At 67.9% G+C, this 939-nt stretch carries 1 protein-coding gene; it reads right to left on the reverse strand.

The genetic code is table 11. The annotated features are described in order from the left end of the window. Positions 1 to 906, reverse strand: a protein-coding gene (locus tag ACFQPS_RS20425) for an IS630 family transposase (protein ID WP_377361245.1) whose coding sequence is annotated in 2 segments (ribosomal slippage) — positions 1 to 552 and positions 552 to 906 — 907 coding nt annotated over the 2 segments. Because the reading frame shifts where the segments join, the coding sequence is not laid out codon by codon here. This gene is flagged as partial in the annotation. Between the last annotated feature and the right edge of the window lie 33 nt (positions 907 to 939).

A 939-nucleotide genomic window follows, 5' to 3' on the forward strand; every position in this document is an offset into this window, starting at 1 on the left:
CGGCTGGCGTGAAGCGGTCGATGAGGGTGCCGATGGCGTTCCAGAGTCCGTCGACGGTGCGTTCGGCGGCCTTTCGCAGCAGCGCTTTCAGCTTGGAGAAGGCGTTCTCGATCGGGTTGAAGTCGGGGCTGTAGGGTGGCAGGAACCGTAGTTCTGCGCCCGCCGCTTCGATGGCGGCACGGACGGCCGGGGACTTGTGGCTGGCAAGGTTGTCCATGATCACGACGTCGCCGGGCCGCAGCTCTGGGACGAGGACCTGATCGACATAAGCCTCGAAGGAACGCCGGTTGATTGGCCCGTCCAGCACCATAGGGGCGACGATGCCGGAGAGGCGCAGACCGGCGACGAAGGTCGTGGTTTTCCAGTGGCCGAACGGCACGCCCATGCGCAGCCGCTCCCCCCGCAGCGCCCGGCCATGGGTGCGTGCCATGGCCGTCGAGGCCCAGGTCTCGTCGATAAAGATCAGCCGCTCGGGATCGAGATCGGGCTGGGCCTCGAACCAGGCCAGCCGCTGCCTCAGGATGTCCGGCCGGTCCTGCTCGACCGCGTGCCCGGTCTTTTTTTGCGTGTGAGACCGTGGCGCTGGAAAAAGCGGTGAACCGTGCCGATGCCCACCGGCGTTCCGCGCTCCGCCAGACGACGCTGGACCTCGACCAGCGTGATGTCGCGCTGATCCGCCCAAAGGCCGAGGATGAAGTCGGCGTGCGCCTCGATCCGGTGCGAGAGCTTGTCTCCACCCTGCGGTTTCGGGGCCGGGCTGCCCGTGGCCCGCGTCCGGGAGCACCAGCGGATCGCGGTCGACGGCGCGATCCCGAACCGGGCCGCAGCGCCCCGGCAACTCATTCCCTCGTCCAGCACCGCCGCAACCACCCGACGGCGCAGATCCATCGAAAGCCCAAGACCCATGCAGGCTGGCCTCCATACCCAGCCAGCAGCATG

The organism is Rhodocista pekingensis, assembly GCF_042665545.1.
Classification (GTDB): Bacteria; Pseudomonadota; Alphaproteobacteria; order Azospirillales; family Azospirillaceae; genus Rhodocista; species Rhodocista pekingensis.